Raw genomic sequence first — 18,501 nt, 5'->3', positions numbered from 1 at the left:
GCGCCCTGCGGCGACCCGCCACCTTCCCGAGCGCGCAAGACAGAGGCGCCTATTTTATACTAGCGCTTTGCCCCGTCGGCCCTATCGTGAACAAAGACGACATCTTCACGCTCATCGACAAGAACGAGCACATAGAAACCGCCGCGCGCGCGCTCAAGGCAATCGCCCATCCGCTGCGCCTGAAGATTCTGTGCGTGCTCGGCGACGGCGAGGTCTGCGTGCAGGACATCGTCGATGCGGTGGGCACTTCGCAGAGCAACATCTCGCAGCATCTCGCCATCCTGCGCGACAAGGACGTGCTGCAGACGCGCAAGGATGCCAACCGCGTCTATTACCGCGTCGGCGATCCGCGCACGCTGCAGCTCATCGCGCTGATGCGCGAAGTGTTCTGCGGCGTCGATGACGAGCAAGGCTGATTTCCCTTCCCCTTACCGGAGCACCGTTTTTCGTGGAATTCCTGCAACAGAACTGGTATTGGGCGGCGCTGGCCGCCGCAAGCGGCAGCTGGCTGCTCGTCGATCTGGCACGCGGCCGGGGCGGCAACGGCCAGCTTTCCCCCGTCGAAGCCACGATGCTGATCAACCGTGAAGACGCCGTCGTCATCGACGTGCGCGACCAGGGCGAATACGCCCAGGGCCACATTCCCAACGCCCGCCACATTCCCGCCGGCGACCTCGAGCGCCGCAGCGGCGAACTGGACAAGTGGAAGCACCATCCGCTGATCCTGTGCTGCGCCACCGGCACACGCTCGACCTCGGCCGCCACGCAGTTGCGCAAGGCCGGCTTCGAGAAGATCTATAACCTGCGCGGCGGCATGATGGAATGGCAGAAGGCCGGCCAGCCGGTCAGCCGCAAGAGGAAATGAGCATGCCCGCCGCGATCCGCATGTATGCCACGGCGACCTGCCCCTACTGCATCCGCGCCGAACAGCTGCTGCGCAGCAGGGGCGTGACGGAAATCGACAAGATCCGCACCGATCTCGACCCCGCCCAGCGCGGGCGCATGATCGAGGAAACCGGGCGCCGCACGGTTCCGCAGATCTTCATTGACGGCTACCATGTCGGCGGCTGTGATGACCTGATGGCGCTCGACCGCGCCGGCAAGCTCGAACCGATGCTGCGCGGCGAACCTGCCTGAGCCTTCCTTTTCGTGGTCCTCTTTCCTGCAATCCAATCCTCACTCACCGGATACCCATCCCATGTCTGAAAACGCCCAACCCGTCTTCTCGATCGAAAAACTGTACGTCAAGGACCTGTCGGTCGAAGTGCCGGGTGCCCCGCAGATCTACCTCGAACGCGAGGCGCCGCAAGTCAATGTCCAGCTCCGTACCGAAGGCAAGAACATCGACGACGGCGTCTACGAGATCGCCCTCACCGTCACCGTCTCCGCCACCATCGGCGAAGACCGCACGCTGTTCCTGGTCGAAGTGGCCCAGGCCGGCATCTTCCAGATCCGCAACGTGCCCGAAGCCGACCTCGAACCTGTGATGATGATCGGCTGCCCCAACATCCTGTTCCCCTATGCCCGCGAAGCCGTGTCGGACGCCGTCACCCGCGCCGGCTTCCAGCCCGTGCTGCTGTCGCCGGTCAACTTCGAGGCGCTGTACCAGTCGCAGCGCCAGCAGGCCACCGTGCAGCAGGGCGAAACGCCGATCCAGTGACGAGGCCTGCCGCCATGACACACCTGCGCCGCTCCATGCTGCCCCGCCTGATCACGATGCTCGCCTTGCTCGCCGGCGTGGTGGCGGGGCCGGTGCTGGCGCAGGCGATCGAGTTCCGCTCGCTGACCGAGCAGGCAATCCTGTACGACACCCCTTCGGAGCAGGGCAAGCGCCTTTTCATCCTGCGCTCCGCCACCCCGGTCGAAGTCGTCGTCAGGCTCGACAAGTGGGTCAAGGTGCGCGAGCCCGGCGGCTCCCTGAACTGGCTGGAAAGCCGTGTGCTCTCCAACCGCCGCACCGTGCTCGTCACCGCGGAACGCGCCGTCATCCGGCGTGAAGCCCGCGACGACGCGGCACCCAGCTTCGAGGCGATCCGCAACGTCGTGCTCGACCTGGTCGAAGCGCCTTCGCTCGGCTGGGCCAAGGTGCGCCATCGGGACGGCGACGAAGGCTACATCCGCATCAACGAGGTCTGGGGGCTGTGACCGCCACGCCCGACAAGCAGCACAGCAGACGCCGCCGCATCGCCGTCTTCGGCGCGGGCGCATGGGGCACCGCGCTGGCCCAGGCCTTCAGCGCCGCCCATGAGGTATGCCTGTGGGGGCGGGATGCGGAACACCTGCGGGCGCTCGCCCTGACGCACGAGAACCGCCGCTATCTGCCCGACATCCGCCTCAGCAACGCACTGCACTTCGAAACCGATTTCTCGCATGCGGCACGAGGCGCCGATCTCCACCTGGTGGTCACGCCGCTGGCCGGCCTGCGGGACGCCGCGCGCGCGCTCCACCGCCTGCAGCCCGGCACGCCCTTGCTGTGGGCCTGCAAGGGGCTCGAAGCCGGAAGCGGGCGGCTGCCGCACGAAATCGTCGCCGAAGAGCTCGGCGACGCGGCCGCCAGCGGCGTGCTGACCGGCCCCAGCTTCGCCGCCGAAGTCGCGCGCGGCCTGCCGACCGCGATCACCCTCGCCGCCGCCGATGCGGCCTTCGCCCACCACTGGGTGGCGGCCCTGCACCAGCCGCGCCTGCGCATCTACGCCAATACCGACGTCGTCGGCTGCGAGATCGGTGGTGCGGTCAAGAACGTCATGGCCATCGCCGCCGGCGTCTCGGACGGCATGGGCTTCGGCCTCAACGCCCGCGCCGCGCTGATCACCCGCGGCCTGGCCGAAATCTCCCGCCTCGCCATTGCACTCGGCGGCAGCAGCGAAACACTGATGGGCCTGACCGGCATGGGCGACCTGATCCTCACCTGCACCGGCAACCTCTCGCGCAACCGCCGCGTCGGCCTGGAGCTCGCCAAGGGCAGCACGCTGGCCGACATCCTGCGCGACCTCGGCCACGTTGCCGAAGGCGTCTCCACCGCGCGCGAAGTCGTCGGTCTGGCCCGGCTCCATGGCGTCGAGATGCCGATCTGCGAAGCCGTCGATGCCTTGCTGCATCACGGCCTCGATGCGCGCGGCGCGGTCGAGAAACTGCTGGCGCGCGACCCGCGCCACGAATGAGACGCCTGCCTTGGACGGCCCCGCCCAAGGCGGTCCCGCCTAAGGCAGCCCCGCCTGGACTGCGCCGGCGAATCCTTGCTGGCGCCAGGCCTCATAGACCACCACCGCCACCGCATTCGACAGATTGACGCTGCGGTTGGTCGGCCGCATCGGGATGCGGATGCGCGCCTCGGGCTCGAAAGCTGCCAGCAACTCCGCCGGCAGGCCGCGGCTCTCCGGCCCGAACACGAACACGTCGCCGTCGCGGTAAGCCACAGCGTCGTGCCGCCGTGTGCCCCGGGTCGACAGCGCGAAGAAGCGCCGCCCTGCCAGCGCCGCGTGGCACTGCGCCCAATCCGGATGCACGGTGACGCAGGTCAGGTCGTGATAGTCCAGCCCCGCGCGTGCCAGTTGCTTGTCGGACAGGTCGAAGCCCAGCGGCTCGATCAGGTGGAGGCGGCTGCCGGTATTGGCGGCGAGGCGAATGACGTTGCCGGTGTTGGGCGGAATCTCGGGCTGATAGAGGACGATCTCGAACATCGGGACGGAAGTGGCAGACAGCGCCTTGCGCGCGAAGCCGGCACTGTAGCTCAGGCCGGCGCCGGCGTGCGGGCGACGACCAGATTCGTGACCCGTGCCGCGCCCTGCGCCTTCAGGCAGCGCGCCAGTTCGCCCAGCGTCGCCCCCGTGGTCATCACGTCATCGACCACCAGCACGTGCAGGCCATCCAGTGCGCGATCGCAGCAGAAGGCACCGGCCGGACTCAGCAGGCGCTCGTCGCGGCTCAGCGAAGCCTGCGGCGGCGTGTCGCGCAGCTTGCGCGCACAGGCCAGCTCCATCGGCAAGGCTTGCTCGCGCGCCAGCGGACGCGCAAGCTCCACCGCCTGGTTGAAGCCGCGCTCGGCCAGCCTGCGTGCATGCAAGGGCATCGGCAGGATGAAGTCGACATCGGCCGCGAGCGGTCCGCCGAGCTCACGCAGCTCGGCAGCGAGGAAAGTGGCCACGCTCAACTGGTGCCGATACTTGAGCGCGAGCACCAGCACATCGACCGGGAACACGTAGTCGAACAAGGCCAGTGTCGCATCATAGGCCGGCGGCTCGCGCAGGCATTGCCCGCAGGGTCCGCCATCCAGCCCCGGCAGGGCGCAAACCGGACACGCGCAGGGCGGCCGCCTCGGCATTTCGGCCAGGCAGGCCGCACAAACACCGCACGCCTCTGCCGCCTCGCCGCAGACGAGGCAATCCTGCGGCATCAGGGCATCCAGCACGCGGGCCAGCAGACGGCGCAGGCTTCGGACTCGGTTTGACAAGATTTTGATCAATGGCAGAACATTCAGGGTTCGCCATTACAGCCCCCCGCGCCAAAAATGACAATGACTTTGATCAACACCGACCAACGCGACACGGCCACAGCCCGCGCCGGCAAGGTCGCGGACTTTTCCCGTCACCGGAGTGCGCGATGAGCGAAACGGGCGGCAGCGACGCGGACTTCGCGCTCGACCACGGCCTGTTGCGCCGCCGCTTCGCCCGCGCCGCGGCGACGGCCGACGGTGCCGACGTCCTGGTACGCGAAATCGCACGCCGGATGGACGAGCGCCTCGACTACATCCGCATCGAGCCGAAGCGCGTGCTCGACCTCGGCTGCGGCACCGGCGCCGACCTGCCCCGCCTGGCGCAACGCTTCCCCCAGGCCTGTGTGCTGGCGGCCGATTTCGCCATGCCGATGCTGGCCCGCGCCGGCCAGCGCCTGCGCGACGGCGCACCCGCTCCCGGCTTGCTGCGCCGCCTGCTCGGCGGCAAGGCTGCGCCCCTGCCCCACGTCGCCGCCGACGCCCGCCGCCTGCCCTTCGCCCGCGGCAGCCTCGGCCTGGTGTGGTCCAACCTGATGCTGCCGGCACTGGACGATCCCTTGCCGGCCTTGCAGGAAATCCACCGCACGCTGGAAGTCGGCGGCCTGCTGATGTTTTCCACCCTCGGCCCCGATTCGCTGCGCGAACTGCGCGACGCCCTTCCCCGCACGGCGGGCGAGCGCGTGCACCACTTCATCGACATGCACGATCTGGGCGATGCCCTCGTCAAGGCCGGCTTCGCCGACCCGGTGATGGACATGGAGATGCTGACGCTGACCTACTCCGAACTCGATGGCCTGCTGTCCGACCTGCGCGCCACCGGCGCCGCCAATGCCGCCGTCGGCCGCCCGCGCGGCCTGTCCGGCCGTACCGGCTGGGCACAGGCGCGCGCCGCCTACGAAGCCCTGCGCCGGGACGGACGGCTGCCCGCCACCTTCGAGATCATCCAGGGCCATGCCTGGAAAGCCGCGCCGAAGACCACCGAGGACGGCCGCAGCATCGTCCGCTTCCAGCCCCGGCCCACGCCACGCTGAACCGACGCCACCATGCCCAACCGCACCGTCTGGCTGTTCGACCTCGACAACACGCTGCACAACGCCAGCCCGCACATCTTTCCGCACATCAACCGCAGCATGACGGCTTATCTCGAACAGCACCTGTCGCTGTCCCCCGAGGACGCCAATGCCCTGCGGATGAACTACTGGCGCCGCTACGGCGCCACCCTGCTCGGCATGATGCGCCACCACGGCACCGACCCGGCGCATTTCCTGGTCGAGACGCATCGCTTCGACCGCCTGCACGAGATGATGGTGTTCGACCGTGCGCTGCGCGGCATGCTGCGCAAGCTGCCCGGCCGCCGCTTCGTATTCTCGAACGCGCCGCGCCACTACGCCATGGCCGTGCTGGGGCTGATGGGCATCCACGAGCTGTTCGAGGACGTGATCGCCATCGAGGATCTGGATTACCACCCCAAGCCCGGCATCCGCGGCTACCGCAAGCTGCTGTCCTCGCGGCGCCTGGACCCGGCCCGCTGCGTGATGCTGGAAGATTCGGCCGTCAATCTGCGCACCGCGAAACGGCTGGGAATGCGCACCGTGCTGGTGAGCCGCAACCTGCGCACGCCGGCCTATGTGGATATGAAGCTGGCTTCCATCCTGGACCTTCGCCGCCAGTTCGGCCGGCTGCTCGGCGGACGGCTGGCGGGCTAATCCCGCACGGCAAGGCTGCGCCGCATGAACACCGCACCGGCGCCGTAGCCGTCGGGCAGGGTCAGCGTCCGGGACGCGAAGCCGAGCCCGCGCCAGTAGGCCACCGCATCGGCCAGCGCCACCAGCGTCAACGCGCGGTGTCCGGCCTGCTCCGACCAGACTCGAACCTTGTCGAACAGGGCGCTGCCCACGCCCATGCCGCGGGCGCGCGGCGACACCGCGAGATCGTGCAGGAAGCCGTGGTCCGCCCGTTCCGGCAGGCATTCGACCAGCGCGTGCAGTTGCGGTGCGCCGGCCTGCCATGGATGGGCGAAGACATAGCCGAGCGCCTCACCGTCACGCTCGGCCAGCCAGCAGGCCTCGGGCGCGAGGCTCAGCTTGCGTCCAAGGACATGGGCGGACTCCTGGTAAGCGTCGCCGTAGGCTTCGCGCTGGATGCGAAGCACCTCATCGAGGTCCCCCCCCCGCATCGCCCTCAGCCCCACAGCGCGCGAAGCCGGAACGCCCGGCACGATCACGCGCCGGCCTTCAGCCAGCGTGCGGCTTCCAGCGCGTAATAAGTCAGGATGCCATCGGCGCCGGCACGCTTGAACGACAGCAAGGCTTCCAGCGCGCAGGCCCGGTCGTCGAGCCAGCCGTTGGCCGCGGCCGCCTTCAGCATCGCGTACTCGCCGCTGACCTGGTAGGCGTAGGTCGGCACCTGGAGTTCGTGCTTCACGCGGCGCACGATGTCGAGATAGGGCAGGCCGGGCTTGACCATGAACATGTCCGCCCCTTCGGCGATGTCGAGCGCCACTTCGCGCAAGGCCTCGTCGCTGTTCGCCGGGTCCATCTGGTAGGAATATTTGTTGCCCTTGCCCAGGTTGCCCGCCGAGCCGACCGCGCTGCGGAAGGGGCCGTAGAAGCTGCTGGCGTACTTGGCGCTGTAGGCGAGGATGCGGGTGTGGATGAAACCGGCATCCTCGAGCGCGGCGCGGATGGTGCCGATGCGGCCGTCCATCATGTCGCTGGGCGACACCACGTCGGCACCCGCCGCGGCATGCGACAGCGACTGTCTGACCAGCGCATCGACGGTTTCGTCGTTGAGGATGTAGCCGCTGTCGTCGGGCAAGCCGTCCTGGCCGTGAGTGGTGTAGGGGTCGAGGGCGATGTCGGTGATGACGCCCAGCTCGGGAAAGCGCGCCTTCAATGCACGGATCGCGCGCTGGACGATGCCGTCCTCGTTCCACGCAGCGGCGCCGTCCGCGGTCTTTGCCGCCGGGTCGGGGACACCGAACAGATCGACCGCCGGCACGCCGAGCTCCAGCGCCTGCTCGGCCACCTTCAGCAGTTCGTCGATCGACAGCCGCTCCACGCCGGGCATCGCCGCCACCGCCTCGCGGCCGGGCTTGTCATGCACGAACACCGGATAGATCAGGTCGTTGGCCGTCAACACATTCTCGCGCATCAGGCGGCGGGAAAAATCGTCACGGCGCATGCGGCGCATGCGGGTGGAAGGGAAAGCTCCGGTCGGTCGCATCTGTGGATCTCGCTTGTCGGTTTCGAAACGGCCCTAGCCGGCGTGTCCGCACACGCCGGAAACACATGAAGTAACGCATTGGCAGCGGAACTTCCGGGCAAAGTGTCTTATCTTAGCAAGCAGACGGTGGCACGCTCGCGTGCTGCTTCGTCTCCCGCTTCACCTCCCTGAGCGGGTGCCTCGCGCCAGCGGGGCATTTTTCACCCCCGGCTACTCCCCTGGTCGGGGGTTTTTATTTGCCCCTCCTCCGCCCGGTCCCCGGACGGGGCCGCCAGCCCGGCATCCGCCCCGGCCAGACCGAGCCAGCCGCCGATGACGCGTTCGGCATCCTCGACCCCCGTTTTCTTCAGGCTGGAGAAGAGCTGGACCGTCACCTGCGGTCCCAGCGGCGCGAGCTGGCGCCGCACGTCCTGCAGCACCGCGCTGGCCGCGCCGCGCGACAGCTTGTCGCTCTTGGTCAGCAACACGTGCATCGGCCGCCCCGACGGCGCGAACCAGTCGATCATCTGGCGGTCGAGCGGCGTCAAGGGATGACGCGAATCCATGATCAGCACCAGGCCGATCAGGCTTTCCCGCTTGCGCAGATAGTGCTCGATCAGGCCCTGCCACTCGCGCCGGACCTTCTCGGGAACCGCGGCATAACCGTAGCCCGGCAGGTCGACCAGCAAGGCGCCGCTGTTGAGGCGGAAGAAGTTGATCAACTGGGTTCGCCCCGGCGTCTTCGACACGAAAGCCAGCCGGACATGCCCGGCCAGCGTGTTGATCGCGCTCGACTTGCCCGCATTGGAGCGCCCCGCAAAGGCGATTTCCGCCCCGGAAGGCGGCGGCAGGCCGGACGGCTTGGCGATCGATATCTCGAATTGTGCGTTGCGGAAGATGGGCATGAAAAAAGAGGACAAAAGACCGGGCGGATGCGCCACAAAGCCCACATCGCGTCGCGCAAGGCGGGTTTCCTGTTATAGAATACCGCGTTTGAAACAATCACTCACGGCTTTCCGAGGACATCATGACCAAGCGTTCCCTGCTGCTCTCGTCCCTGCTGCTCGTCACCGGTGGCCTGCAGGCCCAGGAACAGGCTCCGGACCTCGCCAAGGCGAAACAGACTGTCGAAACCCTCTGCGTCGCCTGTCACGGCACGGATGGCAACAGCCAGCTGTCAGCCAACCCGAAGATCGCGGGGCAGCATGAGGACTACCTCTACAAGCAGCTGCGCGAGTTCAAGGGCTGGAACGGCGAGCCCCCGGCACGCGAAAACGCGGTCATGACGGCAATGGTGGACAGCCTCGAAGAAGCCGACATGCGCGCGCTGGCCCAGTATTTCGCCTCCTTCGAACTGCAACCCGAGCCGGCGAAGAGCCTCGACACCATCGAACTCGGCCAGAGCATCTGGCGCGGCGGCATCGCGTCCAAGGGCGTTCCTGCCTGTGCCGCCTGTCACGGTCCTGCCGGTGCCGGCCTGCCGGCGCAATATCCGCGCATCGCCGGCCAGTTCGCCGAATACACCGAAGCCCAGCTCAAGGCCTTCCGCGACGGTGGCCGCGAGAACGACCCGAACCGCATGATGCGCATGATCGCGCTGAAGATGACCGACGCCGAAATGAAGGCCGTTGCGGACTTCGCCGCCGGCCTGCGCTGAGCGCTGCCGGCTGTCGATGCCGACAGGGACGAGGGGTGGAGCGATCCACCCCTTTTTTCATCACCGGGCCGTCCCAAGATGAAAAACGCCCCCTTGGGAGGCAGCGACCTCACGCAACGGGGGAGCGTGGAGGCCGTTTTTCATGTGCCCTCCCCTTGTGTGAAAATGGCAGCCGTGCCGGTCTGCCCCGGCAACTTCCAGTTTCCCCTGGCTCGCAGCAGATGACTCATCCCCCCCCCAGCAGCACGGCGCAGGACGTATTGAAGGCCGCCGACGCGCGCCGGCTGATCCTCGACAGCCTGTCTCCGGTCACAGGCGGCGAACGCGTCGAGCTGCATGCCGCCCTCGGGCGCGTGCTGGCGCAGGACGTGATCGCCCCGCTCGACGTGCCGATGCACGACAACTCGGCGATGGACGGCTATGCGGTGCGCGCCGAAGACCTGGACAGCGGCGCCGGCAGCGAAACCAGGCTGACGGTAGTCGGCAGTGCCCTGGCCGGCCATCCTTTCGCCGGACGCCTCCGCCCGGGCGAGGCGGTGCGGATCATGACCGGCGCGGTCATCCCGGACGGCGCCGACACGGTCGTCATGCAGGAAATCGTTCGCCGCGAGGACGACAGGATCTTCATCCCCGCCGGCCAGCAGAAAGGCCGCAACCTGCGGCGCGCCGGGGAGGATCTCGCTGCCGGCAGCGTCGCCCTGCCCGCCGGCAGACGCTGCGGCCCTGCCGAACTCGGGCTGATCGCCTCGCTCGGCATCGGCGAGGTCGCGGTGCGCCGCCGCCTGCGCGTCGCTTTCTTCTCGACCGGCGACGAGCTGACCCCGATCGGCCAGCCGCTGAAACCCGGCGCGATCCACGACAGCAACCGCCACACCCTGGCCGGCGCGCTGGCGCGGCTGGGCTGCGAGCTGCTCGACCTGGGCATCGTGCCCGACCGGCCCGCCGCGCTCGAAGCCGCTTTCGCCGAAGCGGCCGGCACAGCCGATGTCGTCATCACCAGCGGCGGCGTCTCGGTCGGCGACGCCGACTTCATTCGCGAGCTGATGGCACGCATGGGCGAGGTTTCGTTCTGGAAGCTGGCGATCAAGCCCGGGCGGCCGATGGCCTTCGGCCGCATCGGCGATGCCGTGCTGTTCGGCCTGCCCGGCAACCCGGTGGCGACGATGGTGAGCTTCTACCAGTTCGTCCAGGATGCCCTGCTGAGCCTGATGGGCGTGACGCCGCTGCCTCCGGCCGCACGCTTCGCCGCCCGCGCCGACTTCGCCCTGCGCAAGCCGGCAGGCCGCGTCGAATATCTGCGCGGGCGCCTGCTGCGGGACGGCGCAGCGCTCGGCGTCACGCTGGCCGGCGCACAGGGCTCGGGCATGCTGCACTCGATGTCCGAAGCCGACTGCTTCATCGTGCTGCCGGAAGACTGCACTTCGGTGCAGGCCGGCGACACCGTTTTCATCCAACCTTTCCACGGCCTGGTCTGATGACCGGGAAACGATCATGACCCAGGACGAACTCAAGAAAGCCGCCGCGCTCGCCGCCCTCGACTACATCGAGGACGGCAGCATCGTCGGCGTCGGCACCGGCTCCACGGTGAACCACTTCATCGACGGCCTCGCCGGCATGCGCGAGCGCATCCGCGGCGCGGTCTCCAGTTCCGAATCCAGCTCGAAGCGGCTCGCCGCGCACGGCATTCCGGTGTTCGATCTCAACGACATCGACAGCATTCCGGTCTATGTCGACGGCGCCGACGAGATCGACGGCAGCTTCGCCATGATCAAGGGCGGCGGCGGCGCGCTGACGCGCGAGAAGATCGTCGCCGCGGTCGCCCGGCGCTTCATCTGCATCTGCGACGCCAGCAAGCGCGTGCAGACGCTGGGCCGCTTCCCGCTGCCGGTCGAAGTGATCCCGATGGCGCGCAGCCACGTCGCCCGCGAACTCGCCCGCCTGGGCGGAGAGCCGCGCCTGCGCGAAGGCTTCGTCACCGACAACGGCAACCTGATCCTCGACGTGCACGGCCTGGCGATCGACGATCCCACCGGCACCGAACAAGGCATCAACCAGATCGTCGGCGTGGTCACCAACGGCCTGTTCGCCGCCCGCGGCGCCGATCTGCTGCTGCTGGCCGGAGCCGCCGGCGTGGAACGCCTGCAGCGCGCCTGAGCGCCCGGAACCGATCGTCGGCCGCCGTGTGACATGCAACAAAACCGTAATCTGCGGGTGCTAGCCTGCGTGCTTCCATCGACAGGATCACGGCGAAGATGACGGAACACACCTACAAGCAGTTCAGCACCGAACTGGAAGAAATCCGCAGCGGCGTGCTGCGCATGGGCGGACTGGTCGAAGCGCAGGCCGCTGACGCGCTCGAAGGCCTGCGCACCGGCAACCTCTCCCTGCTCAACCAGGTCATCGAAGGCGACCAGCGCATCAACCTGATGCAGAAGCAGCTCGATGACGCCTGCAACCACATCGTCGCCCTGCGCCAGCCGACCGCGGCGGACATGCGCCTGGTGATGACGGTGATCAGATCGGTGGCCGATCTCGAGCGCATCGGTGACGAAGCCAAGAAGATCGCCAAGTCGGCCAAGCGCCTGCACTCGGCCGAACTGAGCTTCGCCCCCCGCATCGACCTGTCGCCGTCGGCCCGGGCCGCGCTGGCGATGCTGCATTCGGCGCTCGACGCCTTTGCCCGTGCCGACGCCTCCGCCGCGCCGCGCATCGAGCGCGAGGACGCCGAGGTCGATGCCAGCTTCAAGGCGATCATGCGCCAGTTGATCACCTACATGATGGAAGATCCGCGCACGATCACCAGCAGCCTCGAGCTGCTGTTCAACGCCAAGGCGATCGAGCGCATCGGCGACCATGCGATGAACATCGCCGAGTACGTGGTCTTCCTGGCCCAGGGCGAGGATGTGCGCTACAGCAAGTCGGAAGAGGCCCAGCGCAGCGGCAACTGAGCATCCGGAGGGCCGCTCCACATGAAAAAGGATGGCCAGGCCATCCTTTTTCGTATGTGCCGCTTCGCTGCACTCGATGAGTTTCGCTACGCGCCGGCTACGCGACCCGACCCATCGGCCACCGTACCGCTGGGAGCTGCTTTGGCCGGGGGGCGCCGAGCCGCGAATACGGCCTTGCTGCCGCCCAAGGGGCGGCTTTCGCGGCTAAAGAAACCTACAGGAAAGCTGCGTCACTGCGCGGGCGGCACATAGCCGCTCACCTGGTCCGCGCCGCCCTCGAAGAAATGCTTCTCCATCTGTTCGGCCAGATATTTGCGCGCGCGGGCGTCCATCAGGTTCAGGCGGTTCTCGTTGATCAGCATGGTCTGGTACTTGACCCATTGCTGCCACGCTTCCTTCGACACGTTGTCGAAGATGCGCTTGCCCAGCGCGCCCGGCACCGGCGGGAAATCCAGCCCTTCCGCCTCACGGCCGAGTTTCACGCAATTCACCATGCGAGCCATGTTCAATCCTCTCTGCTAACGGGTTCATCGGAGCTCGAAGCCGGCATTCTAGCGGATTCACCCCCGCCTCTCGCCGACAGGCTCCAACGATTGCGTCCTTCCGCCTTCGAGCGGTACATCGCCTCGTCGGCGGCCGCCATCAGGCTTTCCTCGTCACAGCCATGCTCGGGAAACAGGGCGATGCCGATGCTTGCCGTGACGCCCGTCCTGCGTCCATCGAACTCGAACACCAGATTGCCGATCGACTCGCACAGGCGATTGGCCAGTTCGGCCAGCGCCGCTGCCTTCGTGTCGGGGACCAGGATGGAGAACTCGTCGCCGCCGACCCGGAAGAACATTTCATTACGGCGCACCACGCCGCCGACCCGCTCGACGAGCTTCACCAGCACCTCGTCGCCCGCCTGATGGCCGAAGGCGTCGTTGATCGGCTTGAAGCCGTCGAGGTCGATGCCGAGCAAGCCGACCGAAGTGCCGCGCCGTGCCGCATCGGCCAGCATGCGCTCCAGTTCCTCGTGGAAGCGGCGCCGGTTGAAGATGTTGGTCAGCGGGTCACGCTCCGCCATCGAGATCAGCTGTGCCGAAATGCGCCGGGCCTCGGTCACGTCCTCGTAGATCCAGACCCGGCCGATGCGCTGATCCTTGCCCGCCCCGGCCACCACCGCGGAGCGGTCCGTGATCACGCGGCCATCGGCGAAACGGAATTCGTACTCGTCGCTCATCGGCTGCTTGGCGTCCAGCACTTCGGCGACGTGGGCGAAATAGGCCTGGGCATCTTCCAGCAGGGTTGCCGCCTTGCTCTGCAGTGTGCTCTCGCGCATGCCGATCAGGTGCGTATCCTCCGGATAGCCCCAGATTTCGAGCATCGCCCGGTTGTAGTACAGCACCCGCCGTTCCTGGTCCATGAACAGGATGCCCAGCCGGATCAGGTTGAGCAGCGCGGCGAGGCGCTGGCGCTCGTCGTTGCTTCTCAGCAGGTAGTGCTCGCGCAGCGCCTGGGCGCGGCGAAGCTCGGTGACCGTCTCGAGCAGCTTGTATTCGGTTTCCTTGCGCGACTGGATGTCCTCGGCCGACAGGCGCAGGGCGGCCAGCCCCGGCGCGGCATCCGGCACCGCCCGCCAGTGGGAGGCGACCCAGGCCGCCTCGCCATCCCGCCGCCTGAGCCGCAGTTCGAAATCCTGCGCCACGCCGTCCACCACCATCTGCGTGATCATGCGGCGGCAATAGGCACGGTCCGATTCGTGCACCAGCAAGTCGAGGGCGTCCTCGGCCTCCATGCACTCCCGCGGCTCCAGCCCGGTGACGCGCTCGATCGAGGGGCTGATCCACAACAGACGCAGATTGCGATCGAACACCGCTTCGATACCGTGGACACCCTCTGCCACCTGTCGCAGGAGCGCCAGTTCGACATCGGCCTGCCGCCGCATCGCACGTCTGGGCCAGAGGATCATAAGAGCTTCACGAATACCTTCGAGCGCCGCTGCAGGTTGTACAACTCACGCTTCTTGCGCGGCAGGGCTTCGGGGCCGATCTCGCTGAAACCCCGTTCACGGAACCAGTGCGCGGTGCGCGTCGTCAGCACGAACAGCCGCTCCAGCCGCTGCACGCGGGCACGGCGCTCGATGCGCTTCAGCAACTGGTCGCCCAGGCCGGCGCGACGGTATTCCGGCGTCACCGCGAGACAGGCGAGTTCGGCGGCGTTGTCCTCCGAGAACGGGTACAGCGCAGCACAGCCGACCAGCACGCCATCGTGCTCGACCACGGTGAAGCGTTCGATTTCCTGTTCGAGCAGCTCGCGGCCGCGGCGCACCAGCGTGCCGTCGGCCTCCATCGGCGTGATCAGCGAGACGAGCGCGGCGACGTCGTCGACCGTCGCCTCGCGCAGGCGGAACAAGGGGTCGCGCGACACCACGGTGCCGACGCCGGCGTGGGTGAAGAACTCGAGCAGCAGCCCGCCGTCCTTGTCGTGATCGATCAGGTGGCAGCGCGCCACGCCGCGGCGTACCGCGCGGATCGCACACGGCAGGAAGAGTCCCAGATCTTCGGTCAGGCCATCCCCACTCGCGAGCCTGGCTTGCGCCTCGTCCGCCGTCACCGATTCGATCAAGCCGCCGTCGGCATCCAGCAGTCCCGGCGCATCGCACAGGTAGATCAGCTTTTCCGCCTTCACCGCCACCGCCACGGCCTCGGCGACCTCTTCCATCGCCAGATTGAAGATTTCCCCCGCGGGCGAAACGCCGAGCGGCGTGATCAGGACCACGTTGTGCTGGTCGAGGTCGGCGTTGATCTCCTCGGCGACGATCTTGCGCACCGCGCCGGTGTATTGGTAATCGACGCCATCGACGACGCCGACCGGACGCGCGGTGATGAAGTTGCCGCCGGTCACGCGCATGTAGCTGCCCGCCATCGGCGTATTCGGCAAACCCTGCGACAGCAGCGCCTCGACTTCGAAGCGGGTCACTGCCATTGCCGCCTTCACGCACTCCAGCGCCTCGGCATCGGTCACCCGCAGGCCATGGTGGAAACGCGGCGCCAGCCCACGGCGCGCCAGCTCGACATCGATCTGCGGCCGCGCCCCATGCACCAGCACCAGGCGGATGCCGAGCGCGGCGAGCAGGTTGCAGTCGTAGGCCAGGCGCTGCGCGCGGTCGCCCGCCGCCACTTCGCCACCGAAGCCGACGACGAAAGTCTTGCCGCGAAAGGCGTGAATGTAAGGCGCGGCGCCACGCACCCAGGCGACGAACTGGGAAGTGGGGTCGTCGGGCGCCGGTACGGCAGAGGTCGATTCAGCGTTCACGCAGTCACCGCGGCAGGAGCCGGACCAGCGGTAGCCGATGCCACCCGGGCCGACGGAATTTCGGATGGCGGGATTCTAGCGGATGCGTGCGCGCGGCGACATCGCCGCGCACAAATCAGGTCAACGCCGCTTCGATGCGTTCACAAATCGTGCGCAATACCTTGATCCGTGCAAAATATTTGTTCTCTGCCTCGACCAATGTCCAGGGCGCGCGCTCGGTACTGGTGCGATCGACCATGTCGCACACGGCACGGACATAGTCGTCCCACTTCTCGCGATTGCGCCAGTCTTCCGCGGTGATCTTGAAGCGCTTGTGCGGCTCGGCCTCGCGCGCTTCGAAACGCGCCAGCTGTTCTTCCTTGCCGATCGCCAGCCAGAACTTGATCACGATGATGCCGGCGTCGGCGAGTTGGTCCTCGAAGTCGTTGATCTCGGCGTAGGCCCGCATCCAGTCGGCCTCCGAGCAGAAGCCCTCGACCCGCTCGACCAGCACCCGGCCATACCACGAACGATCGAACACGACGGTCTTGCCGCGCGCCGGCAGGTGGCGCCAGAAGCGCCACAGATAGGGCTGCGCGCGCTCCTCCTCGGTCGGCGCCGAAACCGGCACCACGCTGTACTGGCGGATGTCCAGCGCCGCGGTGACACGGCGGATGGCGCCGCCCTTGCCGGCAGCGTCCACGCCCTCGAACACGAGCGCCAGCGAATGCTTGCCGCGGAACGCCGCCTCGCGCGTCAGCAACGCCAGCCGCCCCTGCAGGCTTTCGAGCGCCTCCTCGTATTCCTTCTTGCCCATTTCATGGCGCAGCGCCAGGCTGTCGAGCAGGTTGCGCCGGGCGATCGGCGGCAGCGGCGGCGCCAATTGGCGCGGCGCGTGCTTGCGACGGGCGGCTTCGAGGCGCTTCTGCAGCGCCGCGAGCAGCGTCCGGCCGACGAAGAGCGCGCGGAAGTACGGATCGCTGCCATCGACGATCATCCACGGTGCGTTGCCGGTACTGGTCTGGCGCAGCGCATGTGCGGCGACGTCGCGGTAGCGCGCGTACTGCTCGTAGAAATGCCAGTCGCGCTCGGTGACGCGCCAGCGCGTGCGCGGATCCTTTTCCAGTTCGCGCAGGCGCTTCTTCTGCCCGCTCTTCGACAGGTGGAACCAGAACTTGACCAGCAGCACGCCTTCCTGCACCAGCATGTCCTCGAAGCGGCGGATCTCGCCGAGGCGCTGCTCGAAGCGGGCCTTGCTGCCGATGCGCTCGACCCGGTCGCGGATCGGCTGCGAATACCAGTTGTTGAACATCACGCCGATCTTGCCGCGCGGCGGCAGCGCGCGCCAGAAGCGCCACATGAACGGACGCTCGCTTTCCTCGGTGGTCGGCTGGTCGAAGGCCCAGCCTTCGATGTGGCGCGAATCCATCCACTCGTCGAGCAGATTCATGGTCTCGCCCTTGCCCGCACCGTCGATGCCGTTGATCAGCACGGCGACGGCGAACTGCTTCAGCTCGAGGATTTCGTACTGTGCATCGAGCAAGGCCGTGCGCAGCGGCGGCACGGCGGCGTCGTACTCTTCCTTGTCGGTCCTGTGGCCGAGCTCCGCGGATTCGAACATCCCATCCTCCCGTCCTTGCAGCACCGCATGGTCCAGTCAGAAATCTCCCCAGCGCGCCTGCAGTACCGCCAGCGCCGCCAGTCCCGCGGTTTCGGTCCGCAGCACCCGCGGCCCCAGCGTCATCCGCCGCACGCCTGCCGCATCGCAGGCGGCAAGCTCGCCCTCGGTCCAGCCGCCTTCGGGGCCGACCAGCACATGCACGACGCCCTCCGGCCGCTCGCCTGCCGGCAAGCCGTCGCCGCCGCCCGGCGCCAGCACCCAGGCAGCCTGCCCGCGCGCGGCAGCGAGCCATTGCAGCAGCGGCTGGATCGGCGCCACTTCCGGAATGCGGTTGCGCCCGCTCTGCTCGCAGGCGGACACCGCCACCTGCTGCCAGTGTGCGCGCCGCTTGTCCGCGCGCTCGCCCGCCAGGCGCAGCACCGAACGCTCGGCCTGCACCGGCTGGATCGCCGCCACCCCCAGTTCCACCGCCTTCTGCACCACCCAGTCCATCTTGTCGCCTGCCGCCAGCGCCTGCACCAGCACCGCACGCAAGGGAGATTCGCGATCGAACGGGCGCCGCTCGCCGAGCACGGCAAAACCGGCCTTGCCGCGCACCGCCAGGCGGGCCTCGACTTCGCCGCCTTCGCCGTCGAACAGCACCAGCGGCTCGCCGTCGCGCAGGCGCAGCACGCGCAGCGCGTGATGGGCGAGATCGTCGGGCAGCGCGACTTCGCCGCCATCGGGCAGGCGGCCCGGGAAATGGAAACGTGAAATCATCGTAAGATTATAGGCCTCGCATCAAGCAGCCGACCGGCCAGGAGCCCGCATGCCCACCGCAGCCCAACGCCTCGCCCGTGCCAGAGCCCTCGAATCGCTGGTACGCGACATCGCGCGCGACGAAATCCTGCCCCGCTACCTGAAGTCGGCGCGCAACCGCAAGCCGGACGGCTCGCTGTTCACCGAAGCCGACCTGGCCTCGCAGCGCTGCTTCAGCGAAGCCTTGCCGAAGTTCCTCGCCGGCGAGGTGCTCGGCGAGGAAATGACCGCCACCGAACAGGCCCACCTGTGGAACGAAGGCGGGCGCGGCCTGTGGTGCATCGACCCGATCGACGGCACGACCAACTTCGCCAACGGCATTCCGCTGTTCGCCGTGTCGATCGCCTACCTGATCGAGCACGAACCGGTGCTGGGCGTGGTCTATAACCCGATCACCGACGAATCCTTCTATGCCGCGCGCGGCGCCGGCGCCTTTCTCAACGGCACCGAACTGCCGCTGCGCGAAGGTGCGTTCCAGCCTGCGCGATGCGGTGGCCGGCGTCGA

General features: G+C 67.8%; 22 protein-coding genes and 1 pseudogene. 13 read left to right on the top strand and 10 right to left on the bottom strand.

All coding sequences use genetic code 11. The features are described from left to right. The first annotated feature begins 86 nt into the window (after positions 1-86). From TBU01S_RS05240 to TBU01S_RS05215, 6 genes are all read left to right on the top strand, one after another. The gene (locus TBU01S_RS05240) at positions 87-416 is read left to right on the top strand and encodes an ArsR/SmtB family transcription factor (protein ID WP_068635587.1); all 330 of its coding nucleotides are present in this window, start codon (positions 87-89) and stop codon (positions 414-416) included. A gap of 32 nt (positions 417-448) precedes the next feature. Continuing rightward, positions 449-865 (top strand): rhodanese-like domain-containing protein, encoded by a 417-nt coding sequence (locus TBU01S_RS05235; protein WP_068635586.1) that lies wholly within the window; start codon positions 449-451, stop codon positions 863-865. Between the two features lie 2 nt (positions 866-867). Continuing rightward, positions 868-1,137 (top strand): glutaredoxin 3, encoded by a 270-nt coding sequence (gene grxC, locus TBU01S_RS05230; protein WP_174524507.1) that lies wholly within the window; start codon positions 868-870, stop codon positions 1,135-1,137. A 61-nt stretch (positions 1,138-1,198) separates the two neighbouring features. Further along, complete coding sequence (gene secB / locus TBU01S_RS05225) at positions 1,199-1,660, top strand: protein-export chaperone SecB (protein WP_068635585.1); 462 nt, start codon at positions 1,199-1,201, stop codon at positions 1,658-1,660. A 14-nt stretch (positions 1,661-1,674) separates the two neighbouring features. Next, on the top strand, positions 1,675-2,145 hold the full coding sequence (locus TBU01S_RS05220; protein WP_068635584.1) for an SH3 domain-containing protein: 471 nt from the start codon (positions 1,675-1,677) through the stop codon (positions 2,143-2,145). Next, positions 2,142-3,161, top strand: coding sequence for an NAD(P)H-dependent glycerol-3-phosphate dehydrogenase (locus TBU01S_RS05215; protein WP_068635583.1), 1,020 nt, complete (start codon positions 2,142-2,144; stop codon positions 3,159-3,161). Before TBU01S_RS05220 ends, TBU01S_RS05215 begins: the two co-directional genes overlap by 4 nt. Before the next feature lie 39 nt (positions 3,162-3,200). Here the strand turns inward: TBU01S_RS05215 and TBU01S_RS05210 are convergent, their stop codons facing one another. Together TBU01S_RS05210 and TBU01S_RS05205 are read right to left on the bottom strand one after the other, a co-directional pair. Continuing rightward, entirely contained in the window at positions 3,201-3,680 is a 480-nt protein-coding gene (locus tag TBU01S_RS05210; protein ID WP_068635582.1) for a tRNA (cytidine(34)-2'-O)-methyltransferase, read from the bottom strand. Between the two features lie 50 nt (positions 3,681-3,730). Beyond that, positions 3,731-4,450: a ComF family protein gene (locus TBU01S_RS05205; protein ID WP_068635629.1), complete on the bottom strand. Its 720-nt coding sequence runs from the start codon at positions 4,448-4,450 to the stop codon at positions 3,731-3,733. 149 nt (positions 4,451-4,599) lie between these two features. On the opposite strand from TBU01S_RS05205, the gene TBU01S_RS05200 reads away from it, so the two are divergent. Both TBU01S_RS05200 and TBU01S_RS05195 read left to right on the top strand, forming a co-directional pair. Further along, a complete protein-coding gene (locus TBU01S_RS05200) occupies positions 4,600-5,523 on the top strand; it encodes a methyltransferase domain-containing protein (protein ID WP_068635581.1) in 924 nt (307 codons plus the stop codon). Between the two features lie 12 nt (positions 5,524-5,535). Continuing rightward, positions 5,536-6,198, top strand: a complete 663-nt coding sequence (locus TBU01S_RS05195; protein WP_068635580.1) for a pyrimidine 5'-nucleotidase — start codon at positions 5,536-5,538, stop codon at positions 6,196-6,198. Here TBU01S_RS05195 and TBU01S_RS05190 read toward each other — a convergent pair. The 3 genes from TBU01S_RS05190 to yihA all read right to left on the bottom strand — a co-directional run bounded on the left by TBU01S_RS05190 (position 6,195) and on the right by yihA (position 8,601). Continuing rightward, positions 6,195-6,644, bottom strand: a complete 450-nt coding sequence (locus TBU01S_RS05190) for a GNAT family N-acetyltransferase (protein WP_369404195.1) — start codon at positions 6,642-6,644, stop codon at positions 6,195-6,197. The two genes, TBU01S_RS05195 and TBU01S_RS05190, sit on opposite strands and share 4 nt — an antisense overlap. Before the next feature lie 68 nt (positions 6,645-6,712). After that, complete coding sequence (gene hemB / locus TBU01S_RS05185; RefSeq protein ID WP_068635579.1) at positions 6,713-7,717, bottom strand: porphobilinogen synthase; 1,005 nt, start codon at positions 7,715-7,717, stop codon at positions 6,713-6,715. 200 nt (positions 7,718-7,917) lie between these two features. Further along, a complete protein-coding gene (gene yihA / locus TBU01S_RS05180) occupies positions 7,918-8,601 on the bottom strand; it encodes a ribosome biogenesis GTP-binding protein YihA/YsxC (protein WP_068635627.1) in 684 nt (227 codons plus the stop codon). 122 nt (positions 8,602-8,723) lie between these two features. On the opposite strand from yihA, the gene TBU01S_RS05175 reads away from it, so the two are divergent. The 4 genes from TBU01S_RS05175 (at position 8,724) to phoU (ending at position 12,301) form a co-directional block, all read left to right on the top strand. Next, positions 8,724-9,353, top strand: coding sequence for a c-type cytochrome (locus tag TBU01S_RS05175; protein ID WP_068635578.1), 630 nt, complete (start codon positions 8,724-8,726; stop codon positions 9,351-9,353). A 221-nt stretch (positions 9,354-9,574) separates the two neighbouring features. Continuing rightward, positions 9,575-10,828, top strand: a complete 1,254-nt coding sequence (gene moeA, locus TBU01S_RS05170) for a molybdopterin molybdotransferase MoeA (protein ID WP_068635577.1) — start codon at positions 9,575-9,577, stop codon at positions 10,826-10,828. 16 nt (positions 10,829-10,844) lie between these two features. Beyond that, on the top strand, positions 10,845-11,507 hold the full coding sequence (rpiA, locus tag TBU01S_RS05165) for a ribose-5-phosphate isomerase RpiA (protein WP_068635576.1): 663 nt from the start codon (positions 10,845-10,847) through the stop codon (positions 11,505-11,507). 98 nt (positions 11,508-11,605) lie between these two features. Further along, positions 11,606-12,301, top strand: a complete 696-nt coding sequence (gene phoU / locus TBU01S_RS05160) for a phosphate signaling complex protein PhoU (RefSeq protein WP_068635575.1) — start codon at positions 11,606-11,608, stop codon at positions 12,299-12,301. Positions 12,302-12,531: 230 nt separating this feature from the next. On the opposite strand, the gene TBU01S_RS05155 is transcribed toward phoU, so the two are convergent. The 5 genes from TBU01S_RS05155 to TBU01S_RS05135 form a co-directional block, all read right to left on the bottom strand. Next, a complete protein-coding gene (locus TBU01S_RS05155; RefSeq protein ID WP_068635574.1) occupies positions 12,532-12,804 on the bottom strand; it encodes an oxidative damage protection protein in 273 nt (90 codons plus the stop codon). A gap of 2 nt (positions 12,805-12,806) precedes the next feature. Next, entirely contained in the window at positions 12,807-14,252 is a 1,446-nt protein-coding gene (locus TBU01S_RS05150) for a diguanylate cyclase domain-containing protein (RefSeq protein ID WP_068635573.1), read from the bottom strand. Next, positions 14,249-15,598, bottom strand: coding sequence for an amino-acid N-acetyltransferase (gene argA / locus TBU01S_RS05145; protein WP_068635572.1), 1,350 nt, complete (start codon positions 15,596-15,598; stop codon positions 14,249-14,251). Before argA ends, TBU01S_RS05150 begins: the two co-directional genes overlap by 4 nt. A gap of 115 nt (positions 15,599-15,713) precedes the next feature. Beyond that, on the bottom strand, positions 15,714-17,198 hold the full coding sequence (gene pap, locus TBU01S_RS05140; protein ID WP_068635571.1) for a polyphosphate:AMP phosphotransferase: 1,485 nt from the start codon (positions 17,196-17,198) through the stop codon (positions 15,714-15,716). Positions 17,199-17,234: 36 nt separating this feature from the next. Continuing rightward, the gene (locus TBU01S_RS05135) at positions 17,235-17,957 is read right to left on the bottom strand and encodes a 16S rRNA (uracil(1498)-N(3))-methyltransferase (protein ID WP_068635570.1); all 723 of its coding nucleotides are present in this window, start codon (positions 17,955-17,957) and stop codon (positions 17,235-17,237) included. Positions 17,958-18,006: 49 nt separating this feature from the next. Between TBU01S_RS05135 and TBU01S_RS05130 the strand changes: the two are divergent. Then, a pseudogene (locus TBU01S_RS05130) lies at positions 18,007-18,501 on the top strand (inositol monophosphatase family protein); the annotation flags it as partial.

The organism is Thauera butanivorans NBRC 103042 (assembly GCF_001591165.1).
Classification (GTDB): domain Bacteria; phylum Pseudomonadota; class Gammaproteobacteria; order Burkholderiales; family Rhodocyclaceae; genus Thauera; species Thauera butanivorans.
The sequence above is the reverse complement of the archived record's forward strand: the minus strand, read 5'-3'. Positions and strand labels throughout refer to the sequence as shown.

Coding starts and splice junctions, on each gene's coding strand:
- grxC (WP_174524507.1), top strand. CDS start 868: ATGCCCGCCGCGATCCGCATGTATGCCACGGCGACCTGCCCCTACTGC.
- secB (WP_068635585.1), top strand. CDS start 1,199: ATGTCTGAAAACGCCCAACCCGTCTTCTCGATCGAAAAACTGTACGTC.
- TBU01S_RS05220 (WP_068635584.1), top strand. CDS start 1,675: ATGACACACCTGCGCCGCTCCATGCTGCCCCGCCTGATCACGATGCTC.
- TBU01S_RS05210 (WP_068635582.1), bottom strand. CDS start 3,680: ATGTTCGAGATCGTCCTCTATCAGCCCGAGATTCCGCCCAACACCGGC.
- TBU01S_RS05200 (WP_068635581.1), top strand. CDS start 4,600: ATGAGCGAAACGGGCGGCAGCGACGCGGACTTCGCGCTCGACCACGGC.
- TBU01S_RS05195 (WP_068635580.1), top strand. CDS start 5,536: ATGCCCAACCGCACCGTCTGGCTGTTCGACCTCGACAACACGCTGCAC.
- hemB (WP_068635579.1), bottom strand. CDS start 7,717: ATGCGACCGACCGGAGCTTTCCCTTCCACCCGCATGCGCCGCATGCGC.
- yihA (WP_068635627.1), bottom strand. CDS start 8,601: ATGCCCATCTTCCGCAACGCACAATTCGAGATATCGATCGCCAAGCCG.
- TBU01S_RS05175 (WP_068635578.1), top strand. CDS start 8,724: ATGACCAAGCGTTCCCTGCTGCTCTCGTCCCTGCTGCTCGTCACCGGT.
- moeA (WP_068635577.1), top strand. CDS start 9,575: ATGACTCATCCCCCCCCCAGCAGCACGGCGCAGGACGTATTGAAGGCC.
- rpiA (WP_068635576.1), top strand. CDS start 10,845: ATGACCCAGGACGAACTCAAGAAAGCCGCCGCGCTCGCCGCCCTCGAC.
- phoU (WP_068635575.1), top strand. CDS start 11,606: ATGACGGAACACACCTACAAGCAGTTCAGCACCGAACTGGAAGAAATC.
- TBU01S_RS05155 (WP_068635574.1), bottom strand. CDS start 12,804: ATGGCTCGCATGGTGAATTGCGTGAAACTCGGCCGTGAGGCGGAAGGG.
- TBU01S_RS05150 (WP_068635573.1), bottom strand. CDS start 14,252: ATGATCCTCTGGCCCAGACGTGCGATGCGGCGGCAGGCCGATGTCGAA.
- pap (WP_068635571.1), bottom strand. CDS start 17,198: ATGTTCGAATCCGCGGAGCTCGGCCACAGGACCGACAAGGAAGAGTAC.
- TBU01S_RS05135 (WP_068635570.1), bottom strand. CDS start 17,957: ATGATTTCACGTTTCCATTTCCCGGGCCGCCTGCCCGATGGCGGCGAA.